General features: G+C 65.7%; 15 protein-coding genes. 11 read left to right on the plus strand and 4 right to left on the minus strand.

Annotation, left to right across the window (positions count from 1 at the left end; translation table 11 throughout):
• Positions 1 to 98 precede the first annotated feature (98 nt).
• The gene (locus C1A30_RS30555) at positions 99 to 1,079 is read left to right on the plus strand and encodes an NAD-dependent epimerase/dehydratase family protein (RefSeq protein ID WP_101951974.1); all 981 of its coding nucleotides are present in this window, start codon (positions 99 to 101) and stop codon (positions 1,077 to 1,079) included.
• Here the strand turns inward: C1A30_RS30555 and C1A30_RS36385 are convergent.
• From C1A30_RS36385 to C1A30_RS30565, 3 genes are read right to left on the minus strand one after another with little or no spacing between them, the layout of a single operon-like run.
• Complete coding sequence (locus C1A30_RS36385) at positions 1,076 to 1,210, minus strand: hypothetical protein (RefSeq protein WP_255413275.1); 135 nt, start codon at positions 1,208 to 1,210, stop codon at positions 1,076 to 1,078. The two genes, C1A30_RS30555 and C1A30_RS36385, sit on opposite strands and share 4 nt — an antisense overlap.
• Entirely contained in the window at positions 1,207 to 2,151 is a 945-nt protein-coding gene (locus C1A30_RS30560; protein ID WP_101951975.1) for a cation diffusion facilitator family transporter, read from the minus strand. Before C1A30_RS30560 ends, C1A30_RS36385 begins: the two co-directional genes overlap by 4 nt.
• A 4-nt stretch (positions 2,152 to 2,155) precedes the next feature.
• Positions 2,156 to 2,506, minus strand: a complete 351-nt coding sequence (locus C1A30_RS30565; protein ID WP_101951976.1) for a UBP-type zinc finger domain-containing protein — start codon at positions 2,504 to 2,506, stop codon at positions 2,156 to 2,158.
• Between the two features lie 308 nt (positions 2,507 to 2,814).
• On the opposite strand from C1A30_RS30565, the gene C1A30_RS30570 reads away from it, so the two are divergent.
• Genes C1A30_RS30570 through C1A30_RS30605 form a run of 8 tightly spaced genes read left to right on the plus strand, consistent with a single transcriptional unit; the run spans position 2,815 to position 11,626 of the window.
• Positions 2,815 to 3,501, plus strand: a complete 687-nt coding sequence (locus C1A30_RS30570; protein WP_369974220.1) for an MlaE family ABC transporter permease — start codon at positions 2,815 to 2,817, stop codon at positions 3,499 to 3,501.
• Positions 3,498 to 4,307, plus strand: a complete 810-nt coding sequence (locus C1A30_RS30575) for an ABC transporter permease (RefSeq protein WP_101951977.1) — start codon at positions 3,498 to 3,500, stop codon at positions 4,305 to 4,307. Before C1A30_RS30570 ends, C1A30_RS30575 begins: the two co-directional genes overlap by 4 nt.
• On the plus strand, positions 4,304 to 5,590 hold the full coding sequence (locus C1A30_RS30580; RefSeq protein ID WP_101951978.1) for an MCE family protein: 1,287 nt from the start codon (positions 4,304 to 4,306) through the stop codon (positions 5,588 to 5,590). The genes C1A30_RS30575 and C1A30_RS30580 overlap by 4 nt, the downstream gene beginning before the upstream one ends.
• The gene (locus tag C1A30_RS30585; protein ID WP_101951979.1) at positions 5,587 to 6,615 is read left to right on the plus strand and encodes an MCE family protein; all 1,029 of its coding nucleotides are present in this window, start codon (positions 5,587 to 5,589) and stop codon (positions 6,613 to 6,615) included. The genes C1A30_RS30580 and C1A30_RS30585 overlap by 4 nt, the downstream gene beginning before the upstream one ends.
• A 5-nt stretch (positions 6,616 to 6,620) precedes the next feature.
• On the plus strand, positions 6,621 to 7,895 hold the full coding sequence (locus C1A30_RS30590; RefSeq protein WP_101952997.1) for an MCE family protein: 1,275 nt from the start codon (positions 6,621 to 6,623) through the stop codon (positions 7,893 to 7,895).
• Positions 7,895 to 9,094 (plus strand): MCE family protein, encoded by a 1,200-nt coding sequence (locus tag C1A30_RS30595; RefSeq protein WP_101951980.1) that lies wholly within the window; start codon positions 7,895 to 7,897, stop codon positions 9,092 to 9,094. The genes C1A30_RS30590 and C1A30_RS30595 overlap by 1 nt, the downstream gene beginning before the upstream one ends.
• Positions 9,091 to 10,212, plus strand: coding sequence for an MCE family protein (locus C1A30_RS30600; RefSeq protein ID WP_101951981.1), 1,122 nt, complete (start codon positions 9,091 to 9,093; stop codon positions 10,210 to 10,212). The genes C1A30_RS30595 and C1A30_RS30600 overlap by 4 nt, the downstream gene beginning before the upstream one ends.
• Before the next feature lies 1 nt (position 10,213).
• Entirely contained in the window at positions 10,214 to 11,626 is a 1,413-nt protein-coding gene (locus C1A30_RS30605; protein WP_101951982.1) for an MCE family protein, read from the plus strand.
• 13 nt (positions 11,627 to 11,639) lie between these two features.
• Here the strand turns inward: C1A30_RS30605 and C1A30_RS30610 are convergent, their stop codons facing one another.
• Positions 11,640 to 11,876 (minus strand): hypothetical protein, encoded by a 237-nt coding sequence (locus C1A30_RS30610; RefSeq protein ID WP_101952998.1) that lies wholly within the window; start codon positions 11,874 to 11,876, stop codon positions 11,640 to 11,642.
• Positions 11,877 to 11,907: 31 nt separating this feature from the next.
• Between C1A30_RS30610 and C1A30_RS30615 the strand changes: the two genes are divergently transcribed.
• A complete protein-coding gene (locus C1A30_RS30615) occupies positions 11,908 to 12,351 on the plus strand; it encodes an SRPBCC family protein (protein ID WP_101951983.1) in 444 nt (147 codons plus the stop codon).
• 159 nt (positions 12,352 to 12,510) lie between these two features.
• The gene (locus tag C1A30_RS30620; RefSeq protein ID WP_235010271.1) at positions 12,511 to 15,084 is read left to right on the plus strand and encodes a LuxR C-terminal-related transcriptional regulator; all 2,574 of its coding nucleotides are present in this window, start codon (positions 12,511 to 12,513) and stop codon (positions 15,082 to 15,084) included.
• Positions 15,085 to 15,144 lie beyond the last annotated feature (60 nt).

A 15,144-nucleotide genomic window follows, 5' to 3' on the forward strand; every position in this document is an offset into this window, starting at 1 on the left:
CGAGACTACGCTTTCTGACGAAAAATCCGCCGAAATCCATCAGAAACCGTAGTCTCGGCGCCCGTTTGTTCAGCCGGGTGGCGGGGAAGCCACCAGGTATGTCCCTCACAGTTGCCGTCACCGGTCCCACCGGTGACATCGGTATCTCGGCGGTCCAGGCGCTGGAAAACGACCCCGCAGTCGATCGAATCGTCGGGATGGCGCGGCGGCCGTTCGATCCGGCCGCGCACGGGTGGACCCGGACGCAATACCTGCAGGGCGACATCCTGGACCGCGACGCCGTCGACGCGTTGGTCGCCGACGCCGATGTGGTGATCCACCTCGCGTTCATCATCCTCGGCTCGCGCGAAGAGAGCGCCCGCGTCAATTTACAGGGCACCCGCAACGTCTTCGAGGCGACCGTGGCAGCGGCACGCCCCCGCCGCTTGGTGTACACGTCGTCGGTGGCCGCGTACGGTTATCACGCCGACAATCCGGTGCCGATCAGCGAGGATGTGCCGCCGCGCGGTTCGCCGGAGCACTACTACTCCGAACAGAAGGCCGCGTGTGAGGCGACGCTGGCCGAGGTCACCGGCGGCTCGTCGCTGGAGGTGTACGTGTTGCGGCCCTGTATCGTCGCCGGGCCCAAGGCGCCCGCGCTGGCCGAAGCGATGCCGTGGAACCAGCTGCCCGGCCCGGTCAAACGGGTCGCGCAGGCGCTGCCGCTACTCAAGCCGCCGTTCCCCGATCCCGGCACGCCGCTGCAACTGGTCCACCACGACGACGTCGCGGCCGCGATCGCCTTGGCGGCAACGACTTCCGCCCCGCCCGGGGCCTACAACCTCGCGGGTGACGGGGTGCTGTCGATGTCAGACGTGGCCGAGACGCTCGGCGCAAGGCCCATCCGGCTGCCCCGCATCACCGCGTCCGCGGCGTCGGAGGTCATCGCCCGACTGCCGTTCGTACCGTCGGCGCTGGAGTGGCTGCATGCGGGTCGCACGTCGGTGCTGATGGACACCACCAAGGCGAAGACCGTCTTGGGGTGGACGCCCAAATACACTGCCGCCGAGACGCTGTCGTCGCTGGGTGAGGCGATCTAACGGTCGTCGGTGTCTTCGGCAGGGCCACTCGGTGTGGCGCCGCCTTCGTCGGACCAGTCGCTGCGATCGCCCGCGCCTTTCGCCGGATCGCTTTCGACGTCGTCTTCGGTCGCTGGTTTCTTGCTATTCACCGCTGCTGACTACCCGCATCGTCGGGTTCGGAAACGGTCAGCACAGCGTCGACCACGTACGGGTCGGTCTCCAGTTCGCGTTCGAGACGGCGCAACCGTCGCGCCACCGACGACTCCGCGTCGTCGCCCGTGAGATCCACGCTGGCGACCAGGAAAAGCTGTTTGGGCCCAATGAATTCCAGTCGCAGATACCGCACCTCGGCGACACCGTCGAGTTGCCGCACCCGGATGATCGCCGCGTCTCTCAATTCGGCAGACCCCGGTTCACCGGTCAGGAACCTGCGGTTGCGGTCGATCAGCAGCACCGCGACCACGCCGAGCAGCACGCCCACCAGGATCGACCCGACCGCGTCCCACGCGGCGACACCGGTCAACTGGTGCAGCGCGATCCCCGTCCCGGCGATGACCAGGCCCACCAACGCCGCCGCGTCCTCGGCGAACACCGCGCGGGTGGTCGGATCCGACGTTTCCAGCGCGTGCGTCAGCAGGTCGCGATGCAGGGTGTGGGCTTCTGCGCGCAGCTGCCTGACCGCTTGTGTAAACGAAATGCCTTCCAGCACAAGCGAAACGGCCAGCACGACGTAGGCGAGCGTGTAGTCTCGGCCGCCCGCCTCTGCACCGCCGGCCAGCTCGGTGATGCCGTGCCAGATCGACACCGACGCGCCGACGACAAACAGCCCGACCGCCGCGAGCAGCGACCAGACGTAGGCTTCGCGGCCATACCCGAGCGGGCGACGGTCGTCGGCCGGGCGGGCGCTGCGCCGGTTGGCGATCAACAGGAATACCTCGTTGCCGGTGTCGGCCCACGAGTGTGCGGCTTCGGCGAGCATCGACGCGGATCCCGACACCGCCGCGGCCGCCGTCTTCGCGGCCGCGATCGCGAGGTTTGCACCGAACGCGACCAGAACCGTCAGTGCGCTCCCGCCGCCGGCCTCGGCCACCAGCTCAGCCGCGCTGGCGCAGTTGGGCCACCCAGTCCTTGGGCACCCGCTCGGCGGGACCCGGCACCGCCTGGTCGGCCGGGTGGCTTTCGGGCGGCGCCAACTCCGGTCCGTCGTAGTACTCGTTTGCGTCGTAGTTCCAGAACCAGTCTTCGCCCGGTTCGTACGACCGGATGATCGGATGCCCGGTTTCCCGCCAGTGCGCGGAGGCATGCCGCGCCAGCGAGTCGTCGCAGCAGCCGATGTGACCACAGGCCGCGCACCGGCGTAGGTGAACCCACCAGCCGCCGACGGCGTCGCACTCGACGCATCCCGGGCCGCTCGGCGGAACTGACGGATCCACAGCGGTGCTCATGAGACAGGAGCCTACCGAGTGGGCCGTTGCGGGCTCACAACAGAAAGAATCAACGCGATTTGATCGAAATGAGCGAAACCAAATGCGTTGGGGCAACCAGCGAAATCCCTTAATTGACGACGTTGTTTGGCGGTCGGTACGCGTTGACAGCTAATTTCGGCTCTCCTACCGTCCCGCGCAAGCCCGGCGACGATGGGAATGCATGTGGGATCTGCGCAAGGGTGCAGGCGGTGACGGCGCCCGCTTGGTCCAAACCCGCGTTCGCCATCGGTGATTTCGTCGTCCTCGCCGGTGAGACGTTCGCCGCCATGGTGCGGCCGCCGTTTGCCTGGCGCGAGCTGCTGGACCAGATCTGGTTCGTCGCCCGGGTATCGATCGTGCCGACGCTCGTGCTGTCGATTCCCTACACGGTGCTCATCGTGTTCACGCTCAACATCGTGCTGATCGAGGTCGGCGCGGGCGACCTCTCCGGCGCCGGCGCGGCGCTGGCATCGGTCACCCAGGTCGGCCCGGTGGTCACTGCGATCGTCGTCTCGGGTGCGGGCGCCACGGCGATGTGCGCCGACCTCGGTGCGCGCACCATCCGCGAGGAGATCGACGCGATGAAGGTCATCGGCGTCAATCCGATTCAGGCGCTTGTGGTGCCGCGCGTCGTGGCCGCGACTTTCGTTGCCCTGATGCTGTATTCAGTCGTCGCGGTCGTCGGGCTGTCGGGCAGCTACTTCTTCGTGGTGTTCGTCCAACACGTCACGCCGGGGGCCTTCGTCGCGGGCATGACGCTGCTGACCGGGCTGCCGCAGGTGGTCGTGTCACTGGTCAAGGCGCTGTTGTTCGGGCTGTCCGCCGGTTTGATCGCGTGCTACAAGGGCTTACATGTCGGCGGCGGGCCGACGGCGGTCGGCAACGCGGTGAACGAAACCGTGGTGTTCGCGTTCATGGCTCTGTTCCTGATCAACATTCTGGCGACCGCCTTCGGCGTGAAGGTAGCGCCATGACGACGGTGCTGGTCGACCGGACCCGACGGCTGGGGGAGCAGACCGCCTTCTACGGCGAAGCGTTGTGGTTCACCGCGTATGCCGTCCGGCGCTATCCGGCGATGGTGCTGCGCCAGATCGCCGGGATGGGCATGGGCACCGGCGCATTGGCCGTCATCGGTGGCACCGTGGCGATCATCGGGTTCCTCACCCTGTGCACCGGTGCGCTGATCGCCGCGCAGGGCTACAACACTCTGTCCAACGTCGGAATCGAGGCTCTCACCGGCTTTCTCGGTGCGTTTCTGAATGTCCGCTTCATCGCACCCGCGACCGCCGGTGTCGCGTTGGCAGCCACCATCGGTGCCGGCGCTACCGCACAGATCGGCGCCATGCGCATCAACGAGGAGATCGACGCGCTCGAAGTGATGGGAATCAGACCGATCGTCTATCTGGCGTCGACGCGGATCGTGGCCGGCGTGGTTGCGGTCATCCCGATCTACACGGTGTCCGTGTTGATGTCGTTCTTGGCGACCCGGTTCGGCACCACGATCGTCTACGGGCAGTCGCGCGGCGTCTACGACCACTACTTCACCACGTTTCTGCAACCGACGGATCTGGTGTGGTCCTTCGTGGAGGCGTTGTCGATGGCCGCCGCCGTGATGGCGGTGCACACCTACTACGGCTACACGGTCACCGGCGGACCCGCGGGCGTCGGTGAGGCAGTGGGCCGGGCGGTGCGAACCTCGATCACCGCGGGCGTCTTCATCCTGTTGACCATCACACTGTCCGTGTACGGGCAGTCCGGCAACTTCCACCTGTCGGGATGACCGGCGTGGACAACGGACCCCGGCGGGCGGGGATAGACCCGATCTGGTGGGCGCCGGTGCTGCTGCTCGTGGTCGTTGCGCTCTCGACGCTGACGCTCCTGCTGTTCAACGGAACCCTGCGCAGGACCGTCCCACTCACCCTGGTCTCCGACCGGGCCGGACTGGTCATGGAGGACGGCGCCAAGGTGAAGCTGCGCGGGGTCCAGGTCGGCGAAGTCGCGTCGATCGGCGCGGAATCCGCTGCAGGCAACGGTCTTTCGAAACTGACGCTGAAGATCGACCCCGGCCCGTTCAAGTTCCTACCGAGCAACGTCGAGGCCGAGATCAAGTCGAGCACCGCGTTCGGCGCCAAATACGTCGACCTGATCGTGCCCGACGACGCGAGTGCCACACCGCTGGCGCCCGGCGCGGTGCTGCGCTCCCGCAACGTGACCGTCGAGGTCAACACCGTCTTCCAGAATCTGCAATCGGTGGTCCGCTCGATCGACCCGGCGAAGCTCAACGCCGTGCTGTCGGCGGTGGCCGATTCGGTGCGCGGCAAGGGCGAACGGATCGGCGAGGCGATCACCGACGCCAACAACGTACTGTTGGCGGTCAATCCACGGATGCCGACGGTTCGCCAGGACTGGCAACTGTTCGGCAAGACCGCGCAAGCGTATTCAGCCGCGGCGCAGGACATCCTGTCGGTCCTCGACTCGTTCACTGCCACCAGCACCACGCTGACCGCGCACGCGAAGTCGCTTGATGCGGTGCTGCTGTCCGCGGTCGGGTTCTCTCAGGCGGGCATCAACACCATCGGCGGCAACCAGCCCAACCTGGTGCGGGCGATGAACATTCTCGATCCGACGACCGCGTTGTTGCTGAAGTACTCGCCGACGTACACCTGCCTGTTCCAGGGTGCCCAGTGGTTCATCGACCACGGCGGTCGAGATACGCTGGGCGGCAACGGGAAATCGGTGATCATGGACGCCGGGCTGCTGCTGGGCGACGATCCCTACCGTTATCCCGACAATCTGCCGATCGTCAACGCGAAGGGCGGGCCGGGCGGCAAGCCGAGCTGCGGGTCCTTGCCGGACGTCAGCAAGAACTTCCCGGTCAAATACCTGGTCACCGACACCGGATTCGGCACCGGTATGGACATCCGGCCCAACCCCGGCATCGGCTTCCCCGGCATCGCGAACTACTTCCCAGTGACGAAGGCCAATCCGGAACCGCCGAGGATCCGCTACAACGGCCCACCGGCGCCGGGACCGTGGCCCGGATATCCAGGGGGTCCGCCGTGAGACGTCGAACTCTGCGCACCGCCACCCGCGTCGCGTTGTTCACCGCGCTGTGCCTGGTGTCGACGTTCGTCTTGGTGACGGTGTTCGGGCAGTTCCGGTTCGACTCGCGGGTGTCCTACAGCGCGGTCTTCACGAATGTGTCCGGGCTCAAAGGAGGCAACTTCGTCCGCATCGCAGGCGTCGAGGTGGGCAAGGTGAATGACCTGACGCTGCACAAGGATGGCACCGTCACCGTCGACTTCGCGATCGACAGGGGATTACAGCTGACGGAGGGCACCAGGGCCGCCGTGCGATACGAGAATTTGATCGGTGATCGCTATCTGTCCCTCGAGGAGGGAGCCGGGTCGGTACGCAAACTACAACCGGGACAGACGATCCCGCTGGTGCGCACATCACCTGCGCTCGACGTCGACGCCCTGATCGGCGGGTTCCGCCCGCTGTTTCGCGCCTTGGATCCCAACCAGGTCAACGCGCTGTCCGGTGAACTGCTGAAGGTGTTTCAAGGGCAGGGCGGCACCATCTCCTCGGTGCTGGCCCAAACCTCGGCGTTGACAACCACTCTCGCGGGACGCGACGAGCTCATCGGGCAGGTGATTGCCAACCTGAACACCGTATTGGGTACCTTCGCCGCCCGTGACGACCAGTTCTCGGAAGGCCTGGACAAGCTGTCGCAACTCGTACAGGGACTGGCTGACCGGAGAAACGACATCGCGACCGGTACCGCCTACATCAACGCCGCGGCGGGCTCAGTCGCCGACCTGCTGACGCAGGCGCGCCAACCCATCAAGGACTTCGTGACGCAGTCCGACCGGGTCGCGGGTCAAATCGAAGCCGACCACGATTACGTCGACGATCTGGTCAGGACGCTGCCCGACGCGTATCAGGTGCTGGCTCGAAACGGGCTCTACGGCGACTATTTCGGCTTCTACCTCTGCGACGCCATCCTCAAGGTCAACGGCAAAGGCGGGCAACCCGTGTTCATCAAACTCGCCGAACAGACATCGGGGCGGTGCACACCGAAATGACGAAGATCAAACCTCTCGGCGAGCGCAACAGGGTGGCCGTCGGCGCCGTCGGCATCCTGATCGTCGCCGCCATGGTGACCGCCGTCTTCTCCTACGACAGGATTCCGTTCATCAAGGGCACCTCCGACCATTCGGCCTACTTCTCCGAAGCCGGCGGCATCAAGCCGGGCAGCGACGTGCGGGTGTCGGGTCTCGGCGTCGGAAGGGTGTCGAGTGTCCATCTGGACGGCACCAGGGTGCTGGTGGACTTCACCGTCCGCGACGGCGTCGAACTCGGCGACCGGACCGAGGCCGCGATCAAGACCGAAACCGTGCTCGGCACCAAGTTCCTCGAACTGACGCCGCGCGGCGACCGGGGCCTCGCAGGCCCGATTCCGCTCGAGCGCACCAAGTCTCCGTACGATCTGCCCGACGCATTGGGCGACCTGACCACCACCATCAGCGCGCTGGACACCACGCAGTTGTCGTCGGCGCTCTCGACGCTGGCGGACACCTTCAAGGACACCCCGCCGGATCTGAAGATCGCGCTGGAGGGTGTGGCGCGGTTCTCCGACACGCTCAACACCCGCGACGCGCAGTTGCGCAACCTACTGGCCGACGCGAACACCGTCACCGCGGTGTTGGCGAAACGAAGCGATCAGATCGCGAACCTGGTTGCCAATGCGAATGCGTTGCTGAGTGAACTGCTGTCGCAACGTAATTCGGTTGATGCGCTGATGACCAACCTGACAGCCGTATCGGAGCAGATATCCGGCGTCGTCGACGACAACCGGACACAACTCAAACCCGCTCTCGACAAGGTCAACGGTGTGCTCGGGATCCTGGACAACCGCAAGAAGGAACTGCAACGAACGCTGTATCTGTTGCGGCGCTACGCGATGTCGTTCGGGGAGGTGCTGGGGTCCGGGCCGTTCTTCAAGGCCTCGCTGGTGAACCTGGCGCCGGGCCAGTTCGTCCAACCGTTCATCGACGCGGCATTCTCCGATCTCGGCCTGGATCCCAATGTGCTGCTGCCGTCGCAACTGGTCGACCCGGGCATCGGTCAACCAGGAACCCCTGCGCTGCCGGTGCCGTATCCGCGCACCGGGCAGGGCGGAGATCCGCATCTGACGCTGCCGGACGCCATCACGGGTAATCCCGGCGACCCGGGCTGCGGGCCGCCCTGGCTGCCGCTGCCGGGCCCGACGGGCTGCTACCCGTACCGAGAACCGCTGCCCGCGCCGCCTCCGGGCGGGCCGCCGCCCGGACCACCTGCGGTCGTGCCGACGGGAGGCCCGTGATGAGCGCCCGCACCCTGCGCATCGCTACCGCGGTCACGTTGACCGTCACGCTGATCGTTGCGGTCACCGTGGTCGCCACGCCATGGTGGAAGAGCGTCGCCAGGAACACCTACGTCGCCTACTTCGCCAATACCAACGGCCTGTACACCGGTGACGAGGTGCGCATCCTCGGCGTGGCCGTCGGCACTGTGGAAACCATCGACCCGCAGCCGACGGCGGCCAAGGTCACGTTCTCGGTTGACCGGCAGTACCCGGTGCCCACGGATGTCCAGGCGGCGATCCTGTCGCCGTCGCTGGTGTCGGCGCGGGCCATCCAACTGGTCCCCGCGTACTCCAGTGGTCCGAAACTGGCTGACGGGGCGTCGATTCCGATGGAACGCACAGCCGTCCCGATCGAATGGGACGACTTGCGGCAACAGCTGGAGAAGCTCACCGAGTCGCTGCAGCCCACTACACCGGGTGGAGTCAGCCCGGTCGGCGAATTCGTCAACAGCGCCGCGGCCAACCTGCGTGGCCAGGGGGACACCGCTCGCGACACCGTCATCAAACTGTCACAGGCGATCTCGGCGCTCGGCGACCACAGCACCGACATCTTCTCCACCGTGCGCAACCTGCAGATGCTGGTGTCGGCACTGTCGTCGAGCAGCGATCTGCTCGCCGCGTTCAACACCAACCTGGCCGACATCACGACCGTCCTGTCGAACACGCCCGACGAGGTAGCCGACGCGACGAAAGGCCTCGACGCGGCGGTGAACGACCTGCGCGGCTTCGTCGCCGACAACCGTGAGGCGGTCGGCGTCACCGTCGACCACCTGAACGCGGTCACCACCGCGCTGAACGACAGTCGCACGGATCTCAAGCAGGTCCTGCACATCGCCCCGACGGTGTTTCAGAATTTCATGAACATCTACCAGCCCGCGCAGAGCGCGGTCACGGGCATCCTGGCGCCGGTCAACTTCGCCAATACCGTCCAATTCATCTGCAGCGCAGTTCAAGCCGCATCGCGGCAGAATTGGGAGCAGTCGTCCAAGCTCTGCGTCCAGTATCTGGCGCCGATCATCAAGAACCGCCAGTACAACTTCCCGCCGCTGGGTGTCAATCCGTTCGTCGGCGCCTCGGCGCGGCCGAACGAGATCACCTACAGCGACCCCAGCCTCGGCTTGCAGGGCATGATGGTGCCGCAGGACGGCACCCCGTGAGGCGCACCGTGATTGCGGTGCTGATGGTGGCATGCCTGTCGGCGATCCCGGGATGCGAATGGCGTGGCCTCAATTCGCTGGCACTGCCGGGCACGGAGGGCAACGGCGACGGCTCGTACACCATTCAGGCGCAGTTGCCCGATGTTGTTGTGATTCAACAGAACACCCGGGTGCGGGTCGCCGACGTCAACGTCGGCAACGTCACCAAGATCGAGGTGCAGGACTGGCATGCGCTGGTGACCATGCGAATCGACAAGGACGTCCACCTGCCTGCGAACAGCACCGCGAAAGTCGGGCAGACCAGCCTGCTGGGCTCTATGCACATCGAACTGGCCCCACCGACCGACGAGCCCCCCGAAGGTGAGCTGAAGAACGGCTCGGTGATTCCGCTTACCAGGGCCGCCACCTATCCGACCACCGAGCAGACCCTGGGATCGGTGTCGGTTCTGCTCAACGGCGGCGGGTTGGGCCAACTCCAGGAGATCAACCAGTCGTTCGCCAAGGCGCTGGCAGGCCGCGAGGACCAGATGCGCGGCCTGCTGACCCAGTTGGACACGTTCATCTCACAACTCAACGAGCAGACCGACGACATCATCGCCGCCACCGAGCACCTGAACTCACTGGCAGGCCAAGTCGCGGCGAAGGACCAGGCGGTCGACAGGGCGCTCACCACGATTCCGCAAGCCCTCGCGGTGTTGTCGGATTCGCGCACCAAACTGGCGAACGCCATCGACGCGCTGGGTAAGTTCAGCGCCATCGCGACCTCCACCGTCGACCAGACGAAGGAATCGTTCGTCGACAACCTGCGCAATATGGCGCCCGTGTTCAGGGAACTGGCCAACGCCGGGCCCGCGCTGACCAAGGGGCTGGACTTCTTGTCGACGTACCCGTGGGTGAAAAGCACGCTGTCCAACTGGTTCCGCGGCGACTTCGCCAACATCACACTGGTCATCGATCTGACATTGAGCCGCATCGACAGCAGTTTGTTCACCGGCACACGGTGGGAGGGCGATCTGACCGAACTCGAACTGCAGTGGGGCCGCACCATCGGGCAGATGCCAAGTCCGTACACCGTGGGAAATCCGTTGATCGCGCCCTATCGGTGGGGTGCTTACTGACATGGTGCGGTTGTCGCGGCAGGTGTGGACGCAGCTGGCGGTGTTGGCATCAATCACGATCGTCGCTGTCGGCGTGATGGCGTTCGGTTTCGTGAAAGTGCCTGCGCTGTTCGGGATCGGGCGGTACACGGTGACGGTCGACCTGCCGGCATCCGGAGGGCTTTATCCGACGTCGGTGGTGACGTATCGCGGCAGCGAGATCGGCAGGGTCAAGTCCGTCGAGACGACCCGCGTCGGAGTGCGGGCGGTCCTGACGCTCGACTCGGCGACCGCTGTGCCCGCCGATGTCTCCGCAGCGGTGCACAGCCGCTCCGCGGTCGGCGAACAGTTCCTCGAGCTGACCCCGAGATCACCGTCGGCCACGCCGAAGTTGCGGGATGGGGATGTCATTCCCGTTGGCCGAGTGCAGATTCCGGCGGACATCGGCAGCTTGCTGGACGCCACTAACAGGGCTTTGCAGGCCATCCCGCCGGACAATCTGCGCACGGTGGTCGACGAGGCGGACAAGGCCGTGGGTGGGCTGGGACCCGAATTGTCGCGCATCGTCGACGGTTCGACGTCTCTGGCGATCGAGGCGGGCAAGTCCGTCGACCAGATCGGCCAGCTCATCGACCAATCACCGCCGGTGCTGAATTCTCAAGTCCAAACCGCGGATTCGATCGCGACGTGGGCGCAGCGGATGGCGTCGATCACCGGCCAATTGAAGGCGCAGGACAAGGCGTTCGCCGATCTCCTCGACGTCGGTAGTCCAGCACTCGAAGAGAGCAGATCGCTGCTCGACCGGGTTGCTCCCGCATTGCCCATTGTGCTGGCCAACCTGGTGAGCCTTGGGGACGTCGCGGTGACCTACCGCAACGACATCGAGCAACTGCTGGTGTTGTTCCCGCAGGGCACGGCGGTCATGTCGGCGATCGCGCTTGCCGACTCCGGCGTGAAGCAGGCCTACCGGGGCATCTACCTCGACTTCAACCTGAACCTCAATCTGCCGCCGCCGTGCAACACCGGGTTCCTGCCCGTGCGCCAGCAGCGGTCGCCGTCGGAGCAGGATTACCCGGAACGGCCTGCCGGCGAGTTGTACTGCCGCATCCCACAGGATTCCGACATGAATGTCCGTGGGGTGCGCAACATTCCGTGTGAGACGAAGCCGGGTAAGCGGGCTCCGACGGTGGAGATGTGCGAGAGCGACGAGCAGTACGTGCCGCTCAACGACGGGCTGAACTGGAAGGGCGACCCGAACGCTACGCTGTCGGGCCAGGGAGTGCCGCAGGACGCTCCACCACCGGCGGTCGCCGCCGTGCCGTATGACCCCGCCACCGGCGACTACATCGGCCCGGACGGAAAGCGCTACACCCAGGCGGATTTGGCGCATCCGGGGAACAAGACGTGGCAGTCGATGCTGGTACCCCCAGGCTGAGGCCGGCGTCGCCTCAGCGCGCCATCGTCGATTCCGGTGCGCTCCAGTCGGTCGACACGAAGCGGTGTCGGATCAACCAGTCGTCACCGACCGGCACCGAGACGTCTCGGTAGCGGAGTCCCCGCACGGGGTCGCTGCCCCGCAACTCGAGCCAGCCGTCTTCGCGGAACGTCTGCGCGTCGCCGGACCGGTTGTACCGGGCCAGTGTGTCCCTGATGCGTTCGCGGGCCACCAACTCCCAAAGCTCCATGGCGGACACCGTAAACCGTTAGGGTCGCGGCATGGCTACCAGCGATTCCCGTGAGGTTGTGATCGAGGCCAGTCCGGAGGAGATTCTCGACGTCATCGCCGACGTCGAATCGACACCGTCGTGGTCACCGCAGTACCAGAGCGCCGAGATCCTGGAGGCCTACGACGACGGCAGGCCCAAGCGGGTGAAGATGAAAGTCAAATCCGCAGGCATCTCCGACGAACAAGTCGTCGAGTACACCTGGACGGACAACAAGGTCAGCTGGACACTGATCTCGGCGGGGCAGTTGAAGGCCCAGGACGCCAGCTACACCCTGACCCCGGACGGCGACAAGACCAAGGTCACGTTCGACATCGCCATCGACTTGTCGGTGCCGCTGCCGGGCTTCGTGCTGAAGCGGGCGATGAAGGGCGCGATGGAGACCGCCACCGACGGACTGCGCAAGCAGGTGCTGAAGGTCAAATGCGACAAGTAATTTCCTAGGCAAAGAATTCAATCAAGTACCCGAGGTTGCGAGCTCCGGGCTTGCGACCTCGTCGACGCGAAGTCGGCGTAAATACCGCGCAAGCGACATCGCGTCTTTTAACCTCCATACATGAGTTTGACGTGGCCGTTAATAGGCCGGTCGGACGAGATGGCGATTATCGAGGACGTCATCTCGCATACGACAGCGTCAGGCCTCTATGTTTGCGGACCACCGGGGGTCGGCAAGAGCCGCGTCGTCCGCGAAGCGCTCGCCGCGGCGGCATCCGCGGGATGTGAGACCCGCTGGATGGTCGGGACGCCGTCGGCGCGGGGAATCCCGCTCGGCGCGTTCGCAACATGGGCGCCGTCGGGCGTCACCGACACCTTCCAGTTGTTGCGTGGGGTGATCGAGTCGCTGACCACCCAGGACTCGGCGGGGCAGGTGGTCCTCGGCGTTGACGATCTGCAACTGCTCGACGACCTGTCGATCTTCGTCGTCCATCAGGTCGTTGCGCGGGGTGCGGCGAAGGTGATCCTCACCGTCAGAGATTGCGCCCGGATGCCCGCCGGACTACAGGAGTTGTGGACTGCCGGCCAGTTCGACCGACTCGAGTTGAAGGCGCTGTCCTGCGACCAGACCGCGGAATTGGTCTCTGCCGCGTTGGCCGGTCCGGTCGATCCGGACGCGGTTGCGCGGCTGTGGAAGTTGACCAGAGGCAATGTTCTCTACCTGCGCAACATCGTCGAGCAGGAGGTGGCCGACGGGCGCATGGTCGCAGAGCGTGGCTTGTGGCGCTGGGCAGGTGACCCGGTCATGCCGCCCGGCCTGGTCGAGCTCATCGAAGCCCGGATCGGCGAATTGCCGGGGCCGGTCAGCGATGTCATCGACGTCCTGGCGCTGAGCGAGCCGATCGAACTCGAAGCGCTGATTCGGATGACGAACGCGTCGGCGGTGGAGGAGGCCGAGACTCGGGGCCTGATCACCCTCGAACCCGCCGGTCGCAACATCGAAGTGCGTATCGCACATCCGCTATACGGTGAGGTCCGCCGCAAGCGCGCCCCATACACCCGGCTGCGACGGCTGCGCGGACTGGTTGCCACCGAACTCGCCGCGGCGCCGGACCGTGACGAGATCAAGACCGTGGTGCGGCGGGCGACGTTGAGTCTCGAGTCGGATCTACCGCAAGACGGTGATCTGTTGGTCAGAGCGGCGCACGGTGCCGTTCTGCTGGCAGACCTCCCACTTGCGCAGCGACTCGCAGAGGCGGCGTTCCATGCCGGAGCGGGACCGGAGTCCAATTTCGTTGAGGCATACGCGTTGTCGTGGCTCGGCCGCGGCGAGGAGGCGGAAGCTGTGCTCGCGGGTATGGGCGGCGACGACCTGAGTGAACAGGACCGGGCAAGGGTCGCGTTCGCCCGGTCCAGCAACATGCTGTGGGCACTTGGCGATCCGATGCGCGCCAAGGCGCTGATCGATGAGGCGTCGCGGGTCACCCATCCCGACGCGTGTGGCTATATCGACGCCTTCCTCACGCTCTACTGGTTCGCGATGGACGACCCCGAGGCTGCGGTGCAGGCGTCTAAAAGCCTTGCGCTGGAGTCTATTCCTCTCATCGGCGCCGAGGTCACCTGGGCGCTCACCCAGATCTACGCCGAAGCCGGGCGCGCATCCGACGCATCCGTCTTGGCGACCGCGCGACGCACCATCGCAAGTCGTCCTCTCGAAGCCCCACACGTGCGACTCAACGTCGCGGACGCCGAGATCAGCGCGCTGCAGCTGTCGGGACAGACCACGAAGGCGCTCGAGGTGGCAGCCATGGTCCGCCACGAGGCGGCAAATCTTCCCGGGATCGCACAATTATTGGCCGATGCGGTGGCGGGCCGTGCCGCGCTCGGCGCGGGGAACCTGGAAGAGGCATGCCTGCGCCTGGAGCGTGCAACGGCAGGCTTGTGCGGGTCGCACCCGTTCGGCTGGGGCTACCGGTATCGCATCCCCTACGCGACCGCGCTGGCGATGCGCGGTTCCACGTGCGAGGCGGCGACCATGCTGACCGCGCTCGATGGTGTCAAACGTCGATTCCGGTCTCTGGACGCCGAGCACAGCCTGGCCCGCGCATGGGTGTCGGCCAGCCAGGGCGCGGTCAGCGAAGCGATACGCGTTCTGCTGTCGGCGGCCGAGCGATGCAGGGGCACCGGCCGGTTCGCAGCGGAGGTGCTGTGTCTGCAGACGGCCACGCAGTTCGGTGATCGCAGCAGTGCGCCGCGGTTGCGTCTGCTCGAATCGATCGTGGAGGGGCCGCGCGCGGGCCTGGCGGCACGGTTCGCGGCCGCGCTTGGCGACGGCGACGCCGATGAGTTATGCGTCCTATCAGAGGAATTCGAACGGATGGGGGATCTCGTCGCTGCTGTGGATGCGGCTGCTCTGGCTGCGTTGGCCCACCGTCACCATGGCAAACGTGGCTCGGCCCTGGGTTGCTCCACGCGCGCAGATGCGCTGGCACAAAAGAGTGGCGCATGCACCCCGGCGCTGCTGCACGCCAGGGAGAGCCTGCCGTTGACCGACAGGGAAACAGAGATCGTGATGTTGATCGGGCAGGGATTGTCCAATCGCGCGGTCGCCGAGCGGTTGACCTTGTCGGTGCGCACCGTCGAAAGCCACATCTACCGGGCGATGTTGAAGACGGGAACAACTTCCCGTGAGGAACTCGGCGCCTTGTTGCCTCATCACGATTCGGCTAAGTAGCCGTCGTTCCACAAGCGCGAATTGCAGTGGCGCACTACTGCATCTATTCCACGGCACTTC

Origin of the sequence: Mycobacterium sp. 3519A (assembly GCF_900240945.1) — a bacterium.
Lineage (GTDB): Bacteria > Actinomycetota > Actinomycetes > Mycobacteriales > Mycobacteriaceae > Mycobacterium.

Coding starts and splice junctions, on each gene's coding strand:
- C1A30_RS30565 (WP_101951976.1), bottom strand. CDS start 2,506: ATGAGCACCGCTGTGGATCCGTCAGTTCCGCCGAGCGGCCCGGGATGC.
- C1A30_RS30620 (WP_235010271.1), top strand. CDS start 12,511: ATGGCGATTATCGAGGACGTCATCTCGCATACGACAGCGTCAGGCCTC.
- C1A30_RS30610 (WP_101952998.1), bottom strand. CDS start 11,876: ATGGAGCTTTGGGAGTTGGTGGCCCGCGAACGCATCAGGGACACACTG.
- C1A30_RS30615 (WP_101951983.1), top strand. CDS start 11,908: ATGGCTACCAGCGATTCCCGTGAGGTTGTGATCGAGGCCAGTCCGGAG.
- C1A30_RS30605 (WP_101951982.1), top strand. CDS start 10,214: ATGGTGCGGTTGTCGCGGCAGGTGTGGACGCAGCTGGCGGTGTTGGCA.
- C1A30_RS30580 (WP_101951978.1), top strand. CDS start 4,304: ATGACCGGCGTGGACAACGGACCCCGGCGGGCGGGGATAGACCCGATC.
- C1A30_RS30575 (WP_101951977.1), top strand. CDS start 3,498: ATGACGACGGTGCTGGTCGACCGGACCCGACGGCTGGGGGAGCAGACC.
- C1A30_RS30555 (WP_101951974.1), top strand. CDS start 99: ATGTCCCTCACAGTTGCCGTCACCGGTCCCACCGGTGACATCGGTATC.
- C1A30_RS30595 (WP_101951980.1), top strand. CDS start 7,895: ATGAGCGCCCGCACCCTGCGCATCGCTACCGCGGTCACGTTGACCGTC.
- C1A30_RS30570 (WP_369974220.1), top strand. CDS start 2,815: ATGGTGCGGCCGCCGTTTGCCTGGCGCGAGCTGCTGGACCAGATCTGG.